General features: G+C 70.7%; 19 protein-coding genes and 1 tRNA gene. 11 read left to right on the top strand and 9 right to left on the bottom strand.

Features of this window, described 5'->3' with window-relative positions; translation table 11 throughout:
• Positions 1-6 precede the first annotated feature (6 nt).
• The 6 genes from IPJ61_RS01185 to IPJ61_RS01160 all read left to right on the top strand — a co-directional run bounded on the left by IPJ61_RS01185 (position 7) and on the right by IPJ61_RS01160 (position 8,704).
• Positions 7-675 carry an ATP-binding cassette domain-containing protein gene (locus tag IPJ61_RS01185; protein WP_297102205.1) on the top strand — a complete coding sequence of 223 codons (669 nt, stop codon included), beginning with the start codon at positions 7-9 and terminating at the stop codon, positions 673-675.
• A 3-nt stretch (positions 676-678) separates the two neighbouring features.
• The gene (locus IPJ61_RS01180) at positions 679-2,229 is read left to right on the top strand and encodes an ABC transporter substrate-binding protein (RefSeq protein ID WP_297102203.1); all 1,551 of its coding nucleotides are present in this window, start codon (positions 679-681) and stop codon (positions 2,227-2,229) included.
• Complete coding sequence (locus IPJ61_RS01175; RefSeq protein ID WP_297102202.1) at positions 2,226-4,004, top strand: ABC transporter permease subunit; 1,779 nt, start codon at positions 2,226-2,228, stop codon at positions 4,002-4,004. The genes IPJ61_RS01180 and IPJ61_RS01175 overlap by 4 nt, the downstream gene beginning before the upstream one ends.
• 50 nt (positions 4,005-4,054) lie before the next feature.
• A complete protein-coding gene (locus tag IPJ61_RS01170; RefSeq protein WP_297102201.1) occupies positions 4,055-6,025 on the top strand; it encodes a S16 family serine protease in 1,971 nt (656 codons plus the stop codon).
• Positions 6,026-6,125: 100 nt separating this feature from the next.
• Positions 6,126-8,618: an NB-ARC domain-containing protein gene (locus IPJ61_RS01165; protein ID WP_297102197.1), complete on the top strand. Its 2,493-nt coding sequence runs from the start codon at positions 6,126-6,128 to the stop codon at positions 8,616-8,618.
• 12 nt (positions 8,619-8,630) lie between these two features.
• Positions 8,631-8,704: transfer RNA gene (locus IPJ61_RS01160), tRNA-Leu, on the top strand.
• Between the two features lie 63 nt (positions 8,705-8,767).
• Here IPJ61_RS01160 and IPJ61_RS01155 read toward each other — a convergent pair.
• Positions 8,768-10,147, bottom strand: coding sequence for an MBL fold metallo-hydrolase RNA specificity domain-containing protein (locus IPJ61_RS01155; protein WP_297102196.1), 1,380 nt, complete (start codon positions 10,145-10,147; stop codon positions 8,768-8,770).
• A 120-nt stretch (positions 10,148-10,267) separates the two neighbouring features.
• Here IPJ61_RS01155 and IPJ61_RS01150 point away from each other — a divergent pair, with 120 nt between their 5' ends.
• Positions 10,268-11,080, top strand: coding sequence for a Bax inhibitor-1/YccA family protein (locus IPJ61_RS01150; protein ID WP_297102194.1), 813 nt, complete (start codon positions 10,268-10,270; stop codon positions 11,078-11,080).
• Here IPJ61_RS01150 and IPJ61_RS01145 read toward each other — a convergent pair.
• Positions 11,067-11,759: an NUDIX hydrolase gene (locus IPJ61_RS01145; RefSeq protein ID WP_297102192.1), complete on the bottom strand. Its 693-nt coding sequence runs from the start codon at positions 11,757-11,759 to the stop codon at positions 11,067-11,069. The two genes, IPJ61_RS01150 and IPJ61_RS01145, sit on opposite strands and share 14 nt — an antisense overlap.
• 90 nt (positions 11,760-11,849) lie before the next feature.
• Here IPJ61_RS01145 and ypfJ point away from each other — a divergent pair, with 90 nt between their 5' ends.
• On the top strand, positions 11,850-12,758 hold the full coding sequence (gene ypfJ, locus IPJ61_RS01140; protein ID WP_297102190.1) for a KPN_02809 family neutral zinc metallopeptidase: 909 nt from the start codon (positions 11,850-11,852) through the stop codon (positions 12,756-12,758).
• A 27-nt stretch (positions 12,759-12,785) separates the two neighbouring features.
• On the opposite strand, the gene IPJ61_RS01135 is transcribed toward ypfJ, so the two are convergent.
• The 4 genes from IPJ61_RS01135 to IPJ61_RS01120 form a co-directional block, all read right to left on the bottom strand.
• On the bottom strand, positions 12,786-13,766 hold the full coding sequence (locus IPJ61_RS01135) for a hypothetical protein (RefSeq protein ID WP_297102189.1): 981 nt from the start codon (positions 13,764-13,766) through the stop codon (positions 12,786-12,788).
• 17 nt (positions 13,767-13,783) lie between these two features.
• Positions 13,784-14,416 (bottom strand): peptide-methionine (S)-S-oxide reductase MsrA, encoded by a 633-nt coding sequence (msrA, locus tag IPJ61_RS01130; RefSeq protein WP_459251258.1) that lies wholly within the window; start codon positions 14,414-14,416, stop codon positions 13,784-13,786.
• Positions 14,417-14,504: 88 nt separating this feature from the next.
• Positions 14,505-14,756: a hypothetical protein gene (locus tag IPJ61_RS01125; protein ID WP_297102186.1), complete on the bottom strand. Its 252-nt coding sequence runs from the start codon at positions 14,754-14,756 to the stop codon at positions 14,505-14,507.
• Complete coding sequence (locus tag IPJ61_RS01120) at positions 14,753-15,448, bottom strand: uracil-DNA glycosylase (protein ID WP_297102184.1); 696 nt, start codon at positions 15,446-15,448, stop codon at positions 14,753-14,755. Before IPJ61_RS01120 ends, IPJ61_RS01125 begins: the two co-directional genes overlap by 4 nt.
• A gap of 208 nt (positions 15,449-15,656) precedes the next feature.
• Between IPJ61_RS01120 and IPJ61_RS01115 the strand changes: the two genes are divergently transcribed.
• Together IPJ61_RS01115 and IPJ61_RS01110 are read left to right on the top strand one after the other, a co-directional pair.
• Positions 15,657-16,448, top strand: coding sequence for a hypothetical protein (locus tag IPJ61_RS01115; RefSeq protein ID WP_297102182.1), 792 nt, complete (start codon positions 15,657-15,659; stop codon positions 16,446-16,448).
• A 1-nt stretch (position 16,449) separates the two neighbouring features.
• Positions 16,450-16,860, top strand: coding sequence for a DUF2089 domain-containing protein (locus IPJ61_RS01110; RefSeq protein ID WP_297102180.1), 411 nt, complete (start codon positions 16,450-16,452; stop codon positions 16,858-16,860).
• 108 nt (positions 16,861-16,968) lie between these two features.
• Here the strand turns inward: IPJ61_RS01110 and greA are convergent, their stop codons facing one another.
• Positions 16,969-17,472 carry a transcription elongation factor GreA gene (gene greA, locus IPJ61_RS01105; protein WP_297102178.1) on the bottom strand — a complete coding sequence of 168 codons (504 nt, stop codon included), beginning with the start codon at positions 17,470-17,472 and terminating at the stop codon, positions 16,969-16,971.
• 39 nt (positions 17,473-17,511) lie between these two features.
• Positions 17,512-17,907: a DUF4307 domain-containing protein gene (locus IPJ61_RS01100; RefSeq protein ID WP_297102176.1), complete on the bottom strand. Its 396-nt coding sequence runs from the start codon at positions 17,905-17,907 to the stop codon at positions 17,512-17,514.
• A gap of 62 nt (positions 17,908-17,969) precedes the next feature.
• On the opposite strand from IPJ61_RS01100, the gene mca reads away from it, so the two are divergent.
• Positions 17,970-18,866, top strand: coding sequence for a mycothiol conjugate amidase Mca (gene mca, locus IPJ61_RS01095; RefSeq protein ID WP_297102175.1), 897 nt, complete (start codon positions 17,970-17,972; stop codon positions 18,864-18,866).
• On the opposite strand, the gene IPJ61_RS01090 is transcribed toward mca, so the two are convergent.
• Complete coding sequence (locus tag IPJ61_RS01090; protein WP_297102174.1) at positions 18,859-19,449, bottom strand: rhomboid family intramembrane serine protease; 591 nt, start codon at positions 19,447-19,449, stop codon at positions 18,859-18,861. The genes mca and IPJ61_RS01090 overlap by 8 nt on opposite strands.
• Between the last annotated feature and the right edge of the window lie 17 nt (positions 19,450-19,466).

Raw genomic sequence — 19,466 nt, 5'->3', positions numbered from 1 at the left:
GGACCCGTGCTCGAGACGCGCGACGTCTCCGTCGTCCATGGCCGCGGCCGCCGCGTCTTCACTGCCCTGGCGCCCATCAGCATCGAGATCACCGCAGGCGAGTCGCTGGCGGTCGTCGGCCGCTCCGGCGCAGGCAAGTCGACCCTCGCCGACGCCGTCCTCGGGTTGCGCACGCCCGCAGGCGGTCAGATCACCGTGAACGGCGAGCCCTGGGTCTCCCCGCGGCTGCGGCCGCAGCGTGCGCGCCGCCATCTCGTGCAAGGGGTGCCGCAGGACCCGATCGCCGCGTTCATTCCCCGCTGGACGCTGCGCCGCTCGATCGAGCGGGCCGTCACCCGGCTGACCGGCGAGCACGATGTCCGCGGCGCCGTCGCGCGCGCGGCCGAGCTGGCCGAGCTCGATCTGGAACTCCTCGACCGCCGCCCCACCGAGATCTCCGGCGGCCAGGCGCAGCGCGCCGCCATCGCGCGGGCCCTCGCCTGCCGCCCCGCGGTGCTCGTCGCCGACGAGCCCACCAGCGCTCTCGACCCCGACACCGGCCGGGCCGTGTCGGCCGCGCTGCTCACCCTCGCCGAGGAAGCCGGCATCGCCCTGCTCCTCGTCACCCACGACCCGGCGTTCGCCGCGCGGTGCACCCGCACCGTCCGCATCGGCGCCGACCCAGAAAGGAACTGACCCATGACCGCATCCCGACGCCCCCGCCTCCGCCTGGGCGCCCTGGTCGCGATCCCGCTCGCCTCAGCCTTCGCGCTGAGCGCCTGCTTCGCCGACGCCCCTTCGAAGAGCCCCGAAGTCGCCGCACCTGGCGGAGACCATGGCGGTGCGCGCGTCGCGATCGCCATGCTCCAGCCGCCGCGTTCCGGCCTCAGCCCGCTCAGCGACGACGCGTTCAAGTTGTCGCGCTGGGCTACCGCGGAGACGCTCGTGGTGCTGAACGAGGCCGGCGAGGCGCTGCCTGCGCTCGCGCTCGAATGGGACCGCAGAGACGAAACGACGTGGTACTTCACCGTCCGTCCGGACGTCACGTTCCATAACGGGCACAAGCTCACCGTCGACTCGGTCGTGAACTCGCTGCAGCACGCCATCGACGCCACTCCGCTGCCACGCATCCTCGACGGCGTCGACATGACGGTGGCCGCTGAAGGCGACGGCGTCGTCATCACGACGGCGAATCCGGACCCGCTCCTGCCGCATCGCCTCTCCAGCCCCCAGCTGGCCATCCTCGACGCGGACGCCTACGCCGACGGCGCGGTGACCCCGGTCGGCACCGGCACCGGGCCGTTCGAGCTGGTCGAGGTCAACGGCATCGTCGGCGCGACGCTGAACCGCTACGACGGCTACTGGGGCGAGAAGGCCCTGGCCGGCGGCATCGACGTATCGTTCGTGCCCGACGGCACCGCCCGTGCGGCGGCGCTGCGCACCGGCAAGGCTCAGGTCGTCGAGGCCATCCCCGCGGGCCAGGCGGCGTCGATCGACGAAGACCTGATCGTCGAGGTCCCGATGCCGCGCACCAACACGCTGTACCTGAACACCGAGTCCGGCCCGTTCGCCGACCCCGCCGTGCGCGCCGCCGCCCGCGAGGCGATCGACCGCGCGGCCATCGTCGAGTCCGTCTACGAGGGGCGCGCCGACGTCGCCGAGGGCCTCCTGGGGCCGGCGCTGCCGTGGGCCGCGGGCTTCCGCAGCGGCCCCGAGTACAGGGCCGCGTTCGAGGGCCGGCCCGCCGCGGCCAGGATCGACGGCGTGAAGATCACGCTCGGCACCTTCACCGACCGGGCCGAGCTGCCCGAGGTCGCCGTCGTGATCGAACAGCAGCTCGAGGCCGTCGGCTTCGACGTGCAGCAGGACGTCCGCGAGTACCAGTTCATCGAGGCCGACGCGCTCGACGGCGCCTTCGACGCGTTCATCCTCTCCCGCGCGACCGTCCTCGACTCTGGCGATCCGGTGGCCTACCTCGCCTCCGACTTCACCTGCAAGGGCGGGTTCTCGATCTCGCAGCTCTGCGACGAAAAGGTCGACGCCGCCATTCGCGCGGCGTCGGAGTCCGAGGCCGGTGAAGGACGCCAGCTCGCCACGATGCTCGCCGAGGCCGCCGTCCTGCGCGACGACGCGGCCATCCCCCTGCTGCACGAGCGCGTGATCCAGGGCGAGGTCGAGGGTGTCATCGACGCCGCGCGCGACCCGCGCGAGCGCATCCTGATCACCGCCAAGACCCACCTCCACGAGTGACCGTGCGGCACAGCTACGTCGTCGGGATCGCCTCCCGGGTGGTGTGCGGGGTCGTCCTGCTGCTCGTGGCCGGGGCTCTGCCTTGGCTGTCACGGCGCGACCCTGCCGCCTCCGTCCTGCGCGCCCGCTACGCCGAGCTCGAGCCGACGGCGGAGGCGCTCGCCGCGATCCGCGTTGAGCTCGGGCTCGACGGCGGCCCCATCGCCACCAGCCTCCGGTGGTGGGCGGGCGTGTTCCGCGGCGACCTCGGATCTTCGTGGGTGAGCGGCAAGCCGATCGGGGCCGGGGTGTGGCAGGCCCTCGGGGTGTCGGCGACGCTGACCTGCTTCGCGGTCGTGGTGGCGCTCGTGATCGCGACCCTCCTCGTGGTCCCGGCGTCGGCGCGCGTGCTCCGTGACGAGCCGCAGCGCGGTTCCGGCCCCGTTGGGGTCGCGCTGACGGCGCTGCCGGAGTTCCTGTTGGCCAGCGCCCTGCTTGTGGTGGTTGCTGTGCAACTGCAGTGGCTGCCGCCGTACGGCTGGACGGGCTGGGACACCGCGATCCTTCCCGCGCTCTCGCTCGGCATCCCCGCGGGAGGGCTTCTCGGCCGACTGATGGGCGACGCCGTCTCCGGCATCGCGGAGGAGAAGTGGGTGAGCGTGTGGCGGTTGGCAGAGGCGCCCCCGTGGGTCATCCTGGGCGGTGTCTACCGGCGGGCAGCGGCCGCCGTCGTCGACCAGCTCGGGCTGGTGTTCATCGGCATCCTCGGCGGCGCGGTCGCCGTCGAGCAGGTCTTCGCCATCCCGGGCCTCGGCCGCTACCTGCTCGGTTCCGCAAACGCCCAGGACCTTCCGGCACTCCAGGCCGGCGTCCTGTTGATGGCGCTCGCCGCGGTCGGCGTCGGGCTCCTGACCGGTCTCGCGCGGCGGCTCCTGCGCGGCGGGCCTCTCCCCGCGGGCGCGCTTCCGCCGCCCCCCGAGCCCCGCAGTGATGGGCGCGCCGCTCGGTGGACGGCGGGCATCGCGCTGGGCGGACTCGTGGTGATCATCCTTGCCGGTCTCCCGCGGGACCCGTACTCGATCGTGCACGGCCGCCTCACCCCTCCGAGCTTGGCGCTTCCTTTCGGGGCCGACGCCAGCGGCCGTGACCTGCTCGCGCGCGTCGCGCACGGCACGCTGGGCACGCTGGCGCCGTCGATCGTCATCGTGCTCGTCGCTATCCTCGTCGGGCTGCTCCTTGCGGCTCTAGGCGAGGTCTCGCGCGGCCCTGCCGAGGTCGCCAACGCCACCCCGACGATCCTGGCCGGCGTGATCATCGCCGCGCTGGCCGGCCCGTCGGTCGGGGGAGCTGCCGCCGCTGTGCTCTGGGTCACCTGGCCGCCGCTGACGACGCACGCCGCGGCGCTGATCGACGAGGCGCTCGCCCCTCCTCACGTCCGTTGGCTCCCGCTCTCCGGGGTGTCGCGGTTCGAGATCTGGACCCGCCACGTCCTGCCTGCCACAGTCTTCCCGCTGCTGCGGCACGGCATGCTGCGGTTGCCCGGGGTCGCGCTGTCCCTTGCCGCACTGGGCTTCCTCGGACTCGGCGCCCAGCCGCCGCTGCCTGAGTGGGGCCTGCTGCTCTCGGAGGGCATCGACTACGTGGAGCGGGCGCCCTGGACGACGCTGGCGCCGGCAGGAGCCCTGATCCTCACGTCGGTGTTCGCCGTCGCGGTGGCCGGGCTGCGCCGCGACGCCTCGACGCGCCGTGTTCGAGATCGTTCGGGTTCGGCTGCAAAGGTTCCCTCCCTGGTCTGACGAGCCCGACGCTAGGGAGAACTCGACCCGGAAGTCAGTAGGGGGACATCATGGTTACTTCTCGTCGGTCTACAGCAGTGATTGCGTCGGTCATCGCCGCCGCGCTGGGACTCGTAGCGTGCTCGTCCGCGGCACCACCGCAGACGCCGTCTCCGGGGGTGAGCGCCGTGCCGGCGTCGTCCGCGTCGGTCACGGCGCCCGCGGAGTCCGAGATCACCGTCACCTGGCTCGCGGTTGCGGGCGCGAAGGGGGCGACGGGTACGACGGTGATCAGCAGGAAGCAGCCTGGGAACCCCGGGGACTTCCGGGTCGAGTTCTCGGAGAACGAGGTCGGGGGCATCGGCTCCCAGTCGCAGGCGGGTGCATGGAACGCGGCGATCATTTCCACTCTGCTTCTCGGGCTGCCGCTCGAGGGTGAGTTCCGGTTCGAGACGGACGGTCGGATTGACGGTCCGAGTGCGGGGGCGCTCACCACGGCAGGGCTCATCGCTCTGGCAAGGGGCGACAAGTTCGTCGACCATGTGACGATGACCGGGACCATCAACGCCACGGGAACCATCGGCCCCGTCGGTGGTATCCCCGAGAAGGTGGGCGCCGCGGCAGGCGAGGGCTTCACGAAGGTCCTCATTCCGCTGGGCCAGCGCATGACGCCGAACCATGAGGGTGAACTCGTCGACGTCATCAGGGCGGGGGACCGCGACGGCGTCGAGGTGATCGAGGTCGGCGACATCTACGAGGCCTACAGCCATCTGACGGGCGCCAACATCGACGTCCCGGGCGTGTCCCGCGATCCGCGGCTCGACGCCGCCTCCTACGACAAGGTGAAGCCGCAGACCGACGCGGCGCTCGCCCGCTACGCGTCGGCCAGCTCCGGCTTCAAGCGGTTGCCGAAGGACCTCCAGGCGGTGTTCGATCAGGCGGGCCTGATCGGCTACGTCGACGGCTACGCAGCCAAGGCCGCCGACCTGCAGCGCCAGGGCCTCCAGGCGGGCGCGTACGACTTGGCGGCCCAGGCCGCCGCGCTGCTCGAGGCCGTCGTCGCCACCGGCGAGATGGTCGTCCCGCTCTACACGCAGGGCCTCGACGGCCTGGAGGTCCTCTTCTCGCAGGCGCTCGACTCGTCGACCGCGGAGAAGGAGTTCTTCGCCTTCCTCGACCGGCTCTCGACCTACACGCCGAAGACGGTCGCCGACGCAGAAGGCCTCATCAACGCCTACGCCGGCGCTTTCGACGCCTACTCGCTGCTGACCTTCTCGCAGCAGGCGATCGAGACGGTCAAGAAGCGCTACGAGGCCAGCGACTACTCCTCCATGGAGGAGTTCTTCGACTCGCTCCTGATCCCCGTGATGTGGTCGCAGCTGTCACGTTCGCAGCTGGAGTCGTCGGCCGCCACCTTCGAGGTGGGCCGCGACAACCCGGGAGCCGCCTTCGCTGACGAGATCGACCTCGCCCAGGTGGGCAACTTCTTCCGCCGCGGCGCCGACGCGAACCTGACAGCCTTCACGGAAAACGTGGTGGCCCCGCTCGCGGACCAGTACGGGGCATCGACCGACCAGATGCTTGCGCGGCTGGCCAACGTCGACATCGCGGTCGCCGCGGCCGTGACCCAGCAGCAGGTGCAGCCCGCGATCGCCGACTACATCGGCGGGGGGAAGCCGAACGCGGCCTACGCGACGCTCGGCTATGGCCTGAACAACTATGTCCGCAATCAGTCGCTCGTCGACAAGTACTACAACAACGCGCGCCTCGACGAGAACCTGAACGTCGTCGGCGTGGAGTACGACGCCGTCCTCGGCCGCGCGCTCGACCTCGGCAAGCAGCAGCTCGCCGACGAGATCGGCAGACTCCGCACGGGCGGCACAGAGCCGGTGCTGAGCGTCGCCGGATACGAGGTCGCAGGATTGCTGCGCAACGGGAACGTTCTGGACCAGTTCCAGGCGATCAACCTCTACAACGGTGGCTTCCTCATCACGCGCACCTTGAGCTACCTCGCGGGTCAGCCGGAGGGCGCGATCAAGTAGCGCGTAACCGCGTTCCGTCGGCTGCGATTCCTTCCCTGGCCTCGCCGTGGGCGGATAGCGTGACTCCGGAGGACCTGAGGGCTGAAGGCGGGTGAACGACGTGACTGAGCAGCGGATGCCGCCGGCGACGCTGGACGAGCTCGCCGCCCGCCTCCGCGCGCGGCGCATCGCCGCAGGGTCGCCCTCGTTCGGGGAGCTGGCCCAGCGTATCGGCAGGGCGCGCGCGGCCCGAGGGGTGGCGCCGTCGTCGAGGCTGCCCGGCAGGGTCACCGTCTACGACTGCTTCCGTGACGGCCGCCGTCGCATCGACGCCGAGCTGGTGGCCGACATCGTGCGGGCGCTCGGCGGCGACGACGAGGAACTGATCCGTTGGCGTGGCTGGTGCGCCGCGGTTCCGCACCAGTCGCAGTCCGACGCCGTTGTGTCATCGAGGCTCGGAATGCCGACCGCGTCGTCGGCGTTCATCGGCCGTGAGGAAGAGGTGACGCTCGCCAGCAGGGCCGGCCGCGTCCTCATCGCCGGCATGGGCGGTGCTGGCAAGACGCGGTTGGCCGGTCGGGCACTCGCGCGACTGCGTGAGGCGGGGAGCCTCAACGGGGTTCTCACGGTGGATGTGCGCGGGACGGAGACCGAGCGCCCTGCCCGCCCGGCGGCGCTGATGGAGGCCATCGAGCGGGCGCTGGAGGTCGTCGGCGCCGGCGAGGCCCTGCAGGAACGGGCGGCCGGGATTTCCGGGGCGTTGGCGCAGCGTCGGATCGGCCTTCTGCTCGATGATGTCGCGACGGCGGAGCAGGTCCGTGAGCTCCTGCGGCGCTGCCGGTCGATGCCCGTGGTCGTGACCAGTAGGCGGACCCTTGAGTTGCCCTCCTACGTGAAGGTGATCGCCCTCGCGCCGTGGGGTGAGGAAGAGGGACTCGAGCTGTTGCGCGACCGCATCGGCGTCGTCCGCGTCGACGCGGAGCCCGATGCCGCGGCGGAGATCGTCGAGCTGACGGGCGGGCTGCCGTTGGCGGCGGACCTTGTCGCGGCGCGCATCGCGGAGCGACCGGGCTGGACGCTCGCCGATCACGCGGCGGCCATGCGCCGTCGCAGCGCGGCCGACAGGTTGGACCACGCCGTCGAGGCGGCGATCGACGGCTCCTATCAGGCGTTGTCGGAGGGGGAGCGGCAGGCGCTCCGGCTGCTCGCCACCCAGCCATGTGAGGACCTGTCGGAGCGTCAGTTCGCGGCGCTGCTGGGCGCGTCGCCGGAAGCGGCCGCGGCGATCGCCGCGGGGCTCGTGCGGTCGCATTGCGCGGGGCGCCCGGCGGAGGGGCGGATCGGGATCCACGATCTTCTCCGGGCCTTCGCCGCCGCCCGGTCCTGGGACGAGGACGCGCAGACCATGCGTGACGCCGCGGTGCGGCGGCTCGGCGAGGACCTCCTCGAAGCGGCGTGGTCGGCGGCGGAGGCGCTCTATGCAGGGTCCGTCGCGCGATCGCGTATGCCGGAGCGGACCGTGGTCGCGGTGTCGGGCGCGGAGGGCAGCTCCTGGCTTCGCGGTGAGCTCGGCCGCATCGTCGCCGTCTCCCGTGCCCTTGCGCCCTGGGACCCGGGCTTCGCCGTCGACCTCGTGGAGGCCGTCGGGCGGTTCGTGTACGAGCAGACCTCCCTGTCGTTCGCCCGGGCGTACTTCGAGGAAGCGGTCGAGGCGGCCGAGCAGGTCGGCGATCCCGCGGCCGCGGCGGTGGCGCACTCGTTCCTCGGGCAGACGCTCGTGTCGGCCGGCGACCCCGGTGCGCTGGAGGAGTTGGAGCTCATCCGCGGGTATGCGCACGAGGCGGGCATGCCGCGGATCGACCTCAGCGCCATGAACGACATCGGGATCGTCCACGGCAGGGCCGGTGATCTCGCGCGCTCGAGGGCGATGTTCCTCGAGGTCGCACGGATCGCCGAGGGCATTCCCAGTGGGGATCTCGCCCGCGCGGTGGTCAGCGACAACGCGGCCATCGTGCTGCACCGGATGGGCGATCACGAGGGCGCCGCGGACGAGCATCGTGCGGTCATTCAGAGCGCCTGGGCGTCCGACGGCGTTCCTGTGCCCGTGATCGCGCTGGCCCACGCGAACCTCGCCGATCCGCTGCTCGCGCTCGGTGACCTCGACGGGGCGGAGACTGCGGCCCGAGAGTCTCTCGCCTTGGCGGAGGGGAGAAGCCAGCGAGTCTCGCTCCAGGCGTCGACCGCGCTCGCCCTTGCCCGCTTCGCCCGCGGCGACGCCGTCGGCGCGTTGGACGTGCTGCGCCAGGTCCAGGGGCAGGAGGAGCACATCGCCGACCCGGCCCAGCGGGCCACCCTCCACATCGCGTTGGGCGACGTCCTGCTCGCTGTCGGGGACGCGACCGACGCCGTCGGCCATTGGGAGCGCGCGCTGGACCTCGCCTCCCGCGCCTCGTTCACCTACGAGCAGGCGAGGGTGATGCTGCGCCTCGCTCGCCAGGCCGCCGTGGCCGACGCTGCCCGTGCGCGGCGACTGTACGAGAGCGCAGTCGGGCTGTTCGCCCAGTCGGGAGGGGTGGAGCCCGCCGCGGCGGCCCGCGAGCTCGCAGCTCTGTAGACTCCCAACCGCGCCCTCGTAGCCCAATTGGCAGAGGCAGGCGGCTTAAACCCGCCCAAGTACGGGTTCGAGTCCCGTCGGGGGCACAAGCGATGGAGCTGAGGCGATTGAAGCCTGTACCACGTCGCGAAGCGACGAACATCACTCGCTCATGTCAGGCTCACGACCTCGCCGTGCTGCGGGGCGACCGCAGGCCAGCCGAGGTCGTCGGCGATGCGCCTCTTCAGCGCCGCAGACGCGTGTGGCTCGCCGTGGGTCAGGAACACCATGTCGGGTTCGCGGCCGAGGGCGCGGAGCCAGTCGATCAGGTCGGAGGCGTCGCCGTGGACGGAGAACTCGGTGTCGCGGACGATCTCGGCCTTGACCGGGATGTAGCGGCCGTTGATCTTGACCACCGGCGCGCCGTCCTCCAAGGCGCGGCCGCGCGTGCCGACCGCCTGGTAGCCGGAGAGGACGACGGTATTCCGGGCATGGGGGAGCCGCCGCTCCAGGTGGTAGAGCACCCGCCCGCCCTCGAGCATGCCAGAGGAGCTGATGATGATCATCGGGTCGGTGCGGCTGTTCAGGCGCTTCGACGCCGAAGGATCGCGCGTCTCGATGAGCCGCAGATCCGTGTAGTCCGCGAGCGTGATCTCGTCGGCCAGCTCGGTGGTGTAGCTGCGATACACGTCCAGCGCCTTCAGCGTCATCGGGCCGTCTACGGCGACCGGCACGTCGGGGATCCTGCCCGCGCGGCGCATCTCGACCAGCGCCCGCAGCACCGCCTCGGTCCGGTCGATCGCGAACGCGGGCACGACGACCTGGCCGCCGCGCTCGACGGTGCGGCGGATGGCGCCGGCGAACGGCTCGTGCGGAGCCTCCGGCTGCGGATGCTCACGGTCGCCGTAGGTCGACTCGCACACGACGAGGTCCGCGGCCTCCGGAGCGCCTCGCCCCTGAAGGATCGGATGGCTGTGCCGACCCAGGTCCCCGGAGAACAGGACCGAACGCGGGCCGACCTCGACGTGGATGCTCGCCGACCCCAGGATGTGGCCCGCGCGCACCCACCGCGCCCAGACCACGCCGGCGATGTCGACGTTGGTCTCCCAGTCGACCGGGGTCAGCAGCGGGAGCGTGGCCTCGACGTCGGCGGTGTCGTACAGCGGGGTCGGGTGCGCGTGCTTCGACCAACCGCCCCGGATCGCGTCCTGGGCCGACTGCTCCTGCAGCTTCGCGGAGTCCCGCAGCACGATCTCGGTCAGCTTCGCCGTCGGCTCCGTGCACCAGATCCGGCCGTCGAAGCCCTGCTTGACGAGCGCAGGGAGGTAGGAGGTGTGGTCGGCGTGCGCGTGCGTGATCAGGATGTCGTCGATGCGTGCTGGATTGATGGGAAACGGCTCGCGGTTCTTGACCCTCCAGCGCTTCTCGCCCTGGAACATGCCGGCGTCGACGAGGATGCGCCTGTCGTCGATGGTGAGGAGGTACTTCGACCCGGTCACGGTGCCCGCCGCCCCGAGGAACGTGAGCGTTGCCGTCTGAGGATTGCCCATGTCCGATCCTGGCACACCCACCCGCATCCCGGTAGGCGTTCTACCGCGGCGCTGTCCGCGGCGCCAGGTAGCATGGAGCACGCACAGCCTCCCCGGAGACTAACGAAAGAGTGTGACCTCATGTCCAACCCCATCATCGGCCGGCCCGACGCCTTCACGCGGCAGGGCGGCGCGCAGCAGCAGGCCTACGCCCAGGGCGCGCCGCAGTACGGCACAGACCCCTACCAGACGCAGTACCAGCAGCCGCCTGTTGCCACCGGCGGTGTGATGACCCTCGACGACGTCCTGGCCAAGACCGCCGTCACGCTCGGCGTCGTCGCCCTCGTCGCTGCGGCGACCTTCCTGTACCTGCCGGTGCAGCTCCTGTACCCGGCGCTCATCGGCTCCGCCCTCGTTGGGCTCGTCACCGTCTTCTTCGTGGCCGCGCGTTCGCGCGTCCCCGTGGGCGGCGTCCTGTTCTACGCCGCGGTCGAGGGCGTCTTCGTCGGCGCCATCTCGGCGTTCTTCGAATACATGTACCCCGGCATCGTCGTCTCCGCCGTCCTCGCGACGTTCGTGACGGCGGGCGTGACGCTCGCGGCGTACAAGTTCTTCAACATCCGGGTCACGCCCAAGTTCCGCAAGATGGTGTTCATCGGCACCGCGTCGCTGGCGGCGGTCTTCCTCGTGAACCTGGTGCTCGCGCTGTTCGGCATCGACACCGGCCTGCGCGGCTCCGGGGCCGACGCCGGGATGCTCTCCATCGTCGTCTCGATTATCGCCATCGCGCTCGCCGTGATGAACCTGATCGTCGACTTCGACTCCGTCGAGAACGGCATCGCGGCACAGGCCCCGGCCAGCGAGTCGTGGCGCGCCGCCTTCGGCATCACGGTCACCATGGTGTGGCTGTACGTCGAGATCCTGCGCATCCTCTCCTACTTCAGGAGTAACTAGCCCTCGACAGCTTGCGGGCGTACTGCGCGAGCAGCGCCCGCGAGCCGTTGGTCCAGTTCAGCGTCCGCCAGGTACGCGTCGGCACCCAGTCGGCCCGGAACGTCGATCCACCCACGTCGTGGACGACCGGGTCGCTGGGTGCTTCGCATGTGGCGCCGTAGATGATGCGCAGCGCGTGGAAGTCCTCCAGCGTGCCCTTCATCGAGCGTCCCACCCAGTGCTCGGACTCCAGGCTCAACACGCGGTCGATGACGACCTCCTGGCCGGTCTCCTCGAACACCTCGCGGAGCACCGCGTCCGACGGCGACTCCCCGGCGTCGACGCCTCCGCCCGGCAGCGTCCAGGCCCCCGGTGCCGGCGTGGCCACCGAGTTCACGGTGCCGAGGATGCCGCGCTGCGACAACACGATCGCATAGGCCCCGATTCGCTGATGCCGCACGGGATCCTCGCCGAGCGGCGCCACGTAGACGGTGTGCCGCTCCGGCGGGCGGTGGTCTGCGGCGACGACCTCTCGGACCAGCCAGGTGAACACGATCTCGCCGTCGCTCATGGTGGCCGCCAGCGGCCGTACGGGCAGGTAGCCGTGGTCGAACATCGTGACGCGCGGGTGCTCGCCGTGGGCGACGGCGAAGGCCACCACCGGCGCGCCCAGGGGATGGGTGAGACCGGTGATGCGCATTGGTCGAGTCTACGTGTCCACAGGCCTGGACACGCCCAAGTACGCTAGGCGCAGCGACCCCGACGGGGTCTCTTGACGGCAGGAGTCGGCATGGAGTTTCGCGAGAACGTACCGCTGGACCAGTCGCGCGTCCGCTACGGCGGGGGGAGCGGCGGCAGCGGGGGCGGACGCCGAGGCCCGGGCCTTGCCGTCGGTGGCGGTCTCGGCGGCATCCTCGTGCTGCTGCTCGCGCTGTTCTTCGGCGGCAACGTCGGCGACCTGCTTGGCGTCACGGCGGGCGAGCCGGCGCCGCCCGGACAGCAGGCTCCCGCTGGCGAGCAGCCGCAGTGCAGGAACACCAACGACCTCAAGGACGATCCCCGCTGCCGCTGGGTCGTCTACGAGAACGCGCTCACCGACTACTGGTCCGCGGCGTTCACGCAGGGCTTCGAGCCGGTGGCGGGAGTCGAGATATTCACGGGCCAGATCGCCACAGCGTGCGGTACCGGCAGCTCAGAGATGGGCCCGTTCTACTGCCCAGGCGACATGAAGATCTACCTCGACGACGAGTTCATGGGGCAGCTCCTCCAGCAGCTCGGCACCGAGCGCAGCCACGCGGCCGAGCTGTACATCGTCGGCCACGAGTACGGCCACCACATCTCCAACCTGACGGGGCAGATGAAGACGGCGCGCGCGATGGGCAACCAGACCGGGCCGAAGTCCGGGCAGGTCCGGCTCGAGTTGCAGGCAGACTGCTACGCCGGCGCGTTCTTCGCCAACACCATCAAGGACCCGAACTCGCCCATCGCGAAGGTCACCCAGGACGACCTGAACCGCATCGTCGATGCCGCCCGCGCCGTCGGCGACGACCACATCCAGAAGCAGTCGGGCGGCCGCGTCGTCCCGGAGAGCTGGACGCACGGATCGTCGGCGATGCGCCAGTACTGGACCGCGATCGGGTTCCAGAGCGGCGACCCGAACAAGTGCGACACGTTCAGCACCGACGACCTGGGCGGATAAGCCTCGATCCACCGATCCGCGGTCTCGTCAGCTCGGGGCGATGAGGTCTGTCATGTCGCGCCCCGCCATGTCCGTGTAGTGGATGGCGCCCGCGCAGTCGTACCGGGCGACGGGCGCCCACCGTCCTGTTGACATGTCGACGACCACCGTGCAGGCCTGCGTGGGATCCGTCTGGTAGCGGGTGATGGCCTGGGCCAGCGCTGCCGGCTTGAGCAGGTCAGGGGAGAATGTCGCGACGCCGGGAGTCTCCGAGCGGCGCGTCTCGAAGACCGGCACGCCGCCGACCCTGCTGCGGCTGAGCACGACGCCCGGCTCGTCGTCGGTGAGGTCGGCCCAGTAGCCCCGCGTGGGGTTGAAGCCGATGGAGTAGAGCGCGGTCCCGCCGCCGACGACCTCATCGAGACCCGCGGTGATGTCGGCCACCGAGGTGTAGCCCAGCGTCGTCACCGCGGTGCCGTCCTTGCGGAAGAACACCGTCGTCGTCTCCGGCCGCGACGTGACGGTCATCAGGACCTGCCCGTCGCGGTACTCGACGACCTGCAGGACGAGCTCGCCGCGCACGCCGCGGAGGTCGGCGACGTCGAACATGCGCCCGACGGAGTCGATGGGGTAGTCGGCGGGATCGAACGTGGCCTGCCGAAGGTACTGGATGTCCGAGTCGACGCGGGTGATCTGACCGCCGCGCCAGGAGTAGCTGCGCACGCTCTTGTCGGGGAGGAGCGCGGTGAGCGTTGCCTGCTGGCGGGTGACGTCGACCTTCAGCACGGGCAGCCCGGCCGCGACGTCGTGCAGCCGCTGCACGACCTCCGCCGCGTGGTCGACCAGCGCGCCGTCGATGGGGAAGCGCAGCGGGAGCTCGGTGTCCGGCAGGGGGGTAATCGTGGGCGTTGGGGTGGGGGTCGGCGAGACGCTCGGGCTGACCGGCGTCGTCGGCGGGGCCGACTGCGCGGGACCGCACCCGACGAGGACGACGGCGACCACCGCCGCTGCCCAACGCCGAGTGATCATCGCCCAAGTGTACGTAGTCAGGATGACCGCGGGCCGCAGCGGACCCCCGTTGCGTGGTTCGGGCAGTAGCCGTCGGGGTTCTTGTGCAGGTACTGCTGGTGCTCGGCCTCCGCGTAGTAGAAGCGCTTTCCCTGCGCGATCTCGGTGGTGATCGTGCCGTAGCCGGCCGCGGAGAGCCGGTCCTGGAACGCGGCGAGGCTGCGTTCGGCCGCCTCGCGCTGGGCGTCGTCGACAGGGAAGACTGCGGAGCGGTACTGCGTGCCGACGTCGTTGCCCTGGCGGTCCTTCTGCGTCGGGTCGTGGTTCTCCCAGAACAGCGTCAGGAGGTCGTCGTAGGAGACGCGGGTGGGGTCGAACACGACCTGGACGGTCTCGGTGTGGCCCGTGCGCCCCGTGCAGCATTCCGTGTACGTGGGGTTGGGGGTGAAGCCGCCCATGAACCCGACGGCGGTGTTGACCACGCCGTCGACCTCCCAGAACATCCGCTCCTCGCCCCAATAGCAGCCGAGCGCGAAGTAGGCGACGTCGCAGCCCGGGGGAACCTCGTCGAGCGGCAGCCCGAGGACGGCGTGCACCGGGATCGGGTCGAGCACGGGCGTCGCGCGCCCGGGGAGAGCGGTGTCGGCGGTGACCATGCGCGGGGGCGCGATGCGTGCCCGCAGCCAAGCTTCGATGTCCATGCCCCCACGGTACCTAACCGCGGGTTGAGCCCGGACGCCGAGGAACGAGGCGCCGGTGTCAGGGCGACCCTTCTTCGCCCGTGAGGATCCCGTACACGCCGCGGATGATCATGTAGCCGCCGACGCCGAGGCCGACCGCCCAGAGGGTCCGGCGCGCCTTTGTCACCTCGGGCTTCTTGGGCGGCGCGTCGCTCTCTACCTCAGGCTCGGGGTCGGGTGTCGTCGCCTTGGGGACGATGCGGCGCGCGGGACGGTTCTCGGGCGTCGTCGGGTCGTCACCGGTGGGATCGACGACGGGCTCGTCGCTCATGCTGTTGGTCCTTCCGCGGGCGGGAGCGCCCAGTCTATGGGCGCGGCGCCCTGTTGCTCGAGCAGGCGGTTGACGGCGCTGAAGGGCCGGGAACCGAAGAAGCCCGAGCGAGCCGAAAGCGGGGAGGGGTGCGCCGTCGCGATCACCGGAGTGTCGCGCAGCATCGGCCGGGCGGACTGCGCGTCCCGGCCCCACAGGATGGCCACCAGCGGGCCGCCGCGTTCGGCGAGCGCCTCGACGGCGCGGGCCGTCACCTGCTCCCAGCCCTTGCCGCGGTGCGACGCCGGCGCACCGGGCCGGACGGTCAGCACCCTGTTCAGTAGGAGGACGCCTTGGTCGAACCAGTGGGTGAGGTCGCCGTGGGCGGCCTGGGGGATGCCCAAGTCCTGCTCGAGTTCGCGGTAGATGTTGCGGAGGCTGCCGGGCAGCGGGCGGACGTCCGGGGCCACCGAGAAGGACAGCCCGACGGGGTGCCCCGGCGTCGGGTAGGGGTCCTGGCCGAGGATCAGGACGCGGACGTCGGACAGCGGCAAGGTGAACGCGCGCAGGATGTTCTCGCCGGCGGGGAGGTAGGAGAACCCGGCCGCGATCTCCTCGCGCAGGAACTGCCCCATCGCGGTGACCTGTCCCTCCACCGGTGCCAGCGCCTCCGCCCAGTCCGGGGCGACGAGTTCAGCCAAGGGTCGTGCCATGCCCTCAGCCTGTCACACGGCGCCGTCTCCCGAACACAAATCTCTCTATTACGGGGAGCCAGCCCCATATGGCCTGGCCCGCCGTATAGAGAGACTTGTGTTCGGGCACCATGGAGCCAGAGCTAGGTATGGCACCTAAGGCACGGCTCAGGGTTACCAAAAGTGAAGAGAGGCTATGAAGAATGGAAAGAAGGATTATGATTGCTTCATGGCTAACGTAGATCTGAGTTCCATCCTCGACGACCTCGCGGCGGGCCGTATCGACACCGCCGAGGCCGGCCGTCGCATCGATGCCGCCAAGCGCGCGGCTGAGGAGCCCGAGGCCGAACCCGCGCCGAAGGCGGCGCAGGCAAAAGCCGGACAGCCGTCGGGCGGGCTGGCCCGCGTGGCGGTCACCGCCGTCGGGCGCCGCGTCCGCATCGAGGGCGACCCCACCGTCACCACCCTCTCGGTCGACGGCCCGCACGCGCTGCGCCGGGTCGGCACCGTGATGGAGGTCAGTTCCACCGAGGAGATCGGCCCCAACTTCCAGGGCTTCTCCCTTATCCGTCCGCCGCGCAGCCTCGACGACCTGCGAGACATCGGCCTCGGCAAGGAGCTCGTCATCCGCGTCAACCCCAAGCTGATCATCGATGCGGAGGTGACGACCGGCTCGCTGCGCACCACGAAGGTGCCGCATCTCGGACGCATCCGCGTGACCGCGGGCGGCGCAACGCTGGACGACGTCGAGGAAGTCGAGGACCTGCTGAGCCAGGCCGGTGGAGTCGGCGTCGAAGGTCCGCTGCGCTCGGGGCGCTCCCGGCTGCGCGTCGAGTCCGGCTCGCTTGCCGTCACGCTGACGGCCGGGGCGAGCGTCGCCATCCGGGGCGAGGCGAAGTTCGGGAAGATCAACTGGCCCGACGGCGGGGACAAGGTCGACGAGTACGTCGTCGGCAATGGCACGGCGCGGCTGGACATCGCCGTCGTGATGGGCATGGCAACCGTGAAGTCGGAGGCCTGACATGGGCACCCACCTTTACCACGCCCCCGCGGAGTGTCCGGTGTGCGGCGACACGCTGATCACGACCCGCAAGGGCTGCCGCGGCTGCGGCACGGAGATCGCAGGCGAGTTCGCCAGCTGTGAGTTCTGCGCGCTCAGTCGCGGCGACCTGGAGCTTCTGCGCGTGTTCCTCGGCTCTCGGGGCAACCTCCGCGAGGTCGAGAAGCACCTCCAGGTCTCCTATCCGACGGCGCGGGCCCGCCTCGACGCGGTGCTCGCGAAGATCGGCCTCGAGCCGGGAGCCGAGCCGCAGGAGCGGCCCGATCCGGAGCCCGCGCACGCCACGTCGGCGGATACGGCCGAGGAACAGATCCTGGCCCGCGTCGCCCGTGGAGAGCTCAGCGCGGAGGCGGCAGCCCGACTGCTGTCCTGACCGCTGATCGAGGCCTAGAAGCCTGCTGAACAATCATTCCTCGCTGCGGCGCACCAGATCGGGCGATCTACGACCCCACATCTTGACGAGTATGTCCAGAGCACGCTCCTAGAGCGACTCGACCTTCGTAACGACCACCATCAGCTCCTTGCCGTTGGGGGCCGCGTAGTGCACTTCGTCGCCGACCTTCGCGCCCAGTACAGCCGCGCCGAGCGGCGACTGGGGGGAGTAGACGGAGTGTTCGACGGAGGCGTCGGTGCCGAGCACCTCGCGGGAGCCGAGGAGGAACGTGTCGGTGTCGTCCTCGTCGCCGTCGTAGGCGACCGTGACGAGCTTTCCGGGGGCGACCTCGTCGGCCGCGCCCGCGGCGGAGCCGACCTGGGCACGACGGAGGAGGTCCTCCAACTGCCGGATGCGGCCCTCCATCTGGCCCTGCTCCTCGCGGGCGGCGTGATAGCCGCCGTTCTCAGAGAGGTCGCCTTCCTCGCGGGCAGCCGCGATCCGCGCGCTCACCTCGGGGCGTCCTACGGTCTTCAGCTCGTTCAGTTCGGCCTCGAGCTTGTCGTAGGCCTCCTGCGTGAGCCACACCACGTCGACAGAAGTTTCAGACATCCGGCCACCATAGCAGGGCCAACAAGACCCGGCCGGTGATCAGGCGACGCGGCAGCCGTCGATCACGATGCTCGTGGCCTCGCGGATGGTCTTGACGCTGACCGGCACCCGGGTGAGCTTTTCGGTGCCCGGCGGGACATCGAGGGTGGCCTCGCCCACGATCTCGAACGACTCCGCCTGCGCCGTCAGCGTGCACACAGCGGGGGTGGCGGGGTCGCGGCGCTGCACGATGATCTCGGCGCGCACCTCGTTGGGGCTCTCGACGGTGAAGCTGTGCACGTCGCCGACGACCGGGGGATTGGACTGTTCGAGGCCCTGGAGCGTGACGAGGATGATCGCGCCGAGCAGCGCGGCCCCGGCGACACCGCCGACGAGGAGGTCGACGGGCCGGCGGCTGGGGTAGCGCGCCTTGATGCGCGCCTCGTCTGGGGTCACGCCCCCATTGTGCCCTGAGATCGAGCGGGCGCGCGGCCCGGGGGCCGGGCACAATACCGACCATGTCGTTCGCCCGAGCCTCCCAGCTGCGTCTTCTGCACGTGCACGCGCACCCAGACGACGAGTCGAGCAAGGGCGCGGCGACGACGGCGAAGTACGTCGCCGAGGGCATCGACGTCATGGTCGCGACCTGCACCGGCGGCGAGCGTGGGTCGGTGCTCAACCCCAAGCTCGCGGGCGACCCGGAGATCGAACGCAACATCGCGGCGATCAGGGCCGACGAGATGCGCAGGGCGCGAGAGATTCTCGGCTTCCGGCAGGTCTGGCTGGGTTTCGTCGATTCGGGGTTCCGCGACGGCGATCCGTTCGAGGGGCTGCCCGACGGCTGCTTCGGCCGTGAGGACCCGACGGTCGCGGCGGGCCGTCTCGTGAAGGTCATCCGCGAGTTTCGCCCGCACGTCGTCACGACCTACGACGAGCAGGGCGGCTACCCGCACGCCGACCACATCATGTGCAACCGGATCACCGTCGAGGCGTTCAAGGCCGCCGCAGACCGTGAGCGGTGGCCCGAACACGGACCGGAATGGCAGGCGGCGAAGCTGTACTATCACATGGGCTTCCACCGACGTCGCTACGAGCAGCTTGAGCGGATCATGCACGACAGCGGCCTCGACTGCGAGTTCCCGTTCTTCGACGAGGATCCCTACTCGTACGGACGGCTCACGACGTTCGTCGACTGTGCGGAGTACTTCCCCATGCGCGACGAGGCCCTCCGTGCGCACGCCACGCAGATCGACCCGGATGGGCCGTGGTTCGGGGTGCCTCTCGCCATCCAGCAGGCGGGATGGCCGACGGAGGATTACCAGCTGGTCGTGTCGAAGGTGCCGACCATGATTCCCGAGGACGACCTGTTCGCGGGCCTGCGCCCCGAGCCGCTGGTGCCGGAGTTCATCATCTGACGCGGCGGGCGCGGCGATCGCGCCCGTGCAGCCACCATGCCGACAGCACGCCGCCGACGGCGCCACCGAGGTGCGCCTGCCAGCTGATGCCGGGGGTGCCGGGCAGGACGCCGAGCAGCACGGTGCCGTAGAGGGCGAAAACGACGACGGCCAGCAGGATCTGCCCCACGCTCCGGCTGTAGAAGCCGCGCACGAGCAGGTAGGTCAGGTAGCCGAAGATCACGCCGGACGCGCCCGCGGTGATGCTCCCGGGCGGGGCAAGGAGCCACGCGGTGAGCCCGGACACGACGACCGAGATCAGCGTCGTCGCGACGAACCGGCCGGCGCCGCTCAGGTAGGTCAGCACGCCGAGCACGAGGAACGGCACGCTGTTGGAGATCAGGTGCGGCCAGCCGAAGTGCAGTAGCGGTGCCCAGAGGATGTTGGGCAGCTCGCTGAGTTGCCGCGGCTGGATGCCGAACGAGTCGAGGGCGTTCAGTGTCACGGCGTCCAGGGCCTCGAGGGCCCACATGACGGCCAGGATGCCGCCGACGACGAGCACGGCCGTGCCGAGCGTGGGACGGGCGGTCGCGGAGGTGCTCATTCCTCCAGTGTGCCCGA

The sequence above is a fragment of the Tessaracoccus sp. genome (assembly GCF_016714275.1).
Classification (GTDB): domain Bacteria; phylum Actinomycetota; class Actinomycetes; order Propionibacteriales; family Propionibacteriaceae; genus Arachnia.
Note: the sequence above shows the minus strand (reverse complement) of the source record. Positions and strands in the feature narration are given on the sequence as shown.